Below are 372 nucleotides of genomic sequence, written 5' to 3'. Positions count from 1 at the left end.
AATCAAATAAAGCCGCACAGGCTTTTCTGCCCAAGGAACACGCACAAAAACATCCAGCTTATGCCCATCCATATTCACCGCTTGCATAGCATGCAGGCTCGAGCGATCACGCCGTTGTGCCGGATAAAGCTTCTTTGCCTTGTCCTCACCCTCACGTGCCAAAACTACAACCGACTTAGAAATTTGCTTGTTGAAACGACGCCTCAAAGCACGCTCTGAAGGAAGGGGCTCCCACCCGTTCTCACGCGCAACCATCACCATGCGTCGATAACATGCCGAAAAAGAAGGCTTTGAAGGACGCAAATAATCCGAACACAGAACCTCCCATGCCTCCTCATGACAAGGCGCCATGTGCGAGAAATTCTCCTCACC

At 51.1% G+C, this 372-nt stretch carries 1 protein-coding gene; it reads right to left on the bottom strand.

Annotated features, from left to right (window positions below):
* Window positions 1–372, bottom strand: a 372-nt coding sequence (locus BN338_RS09955) for a DNA-binding domain-containing protein (protein WP_039761968.1), incomplete at both ends; no start/stop codon positions are given.

It is taken from the genome of Bartonella queenslandensis AUST/NH15 (assembly GCF_000312585.1).
Lineage (GTDB): Bacteria > Pseudomonadota > Alphaproteobacteria > Rhizobiales > Rhizobiaceae > Bartonella > Bartonella queenslandensis_A.
Note: the sequence above shows the minus strand (reverse complement) of the source record. Positions and strands in the feature narration are given on the sequence as shown.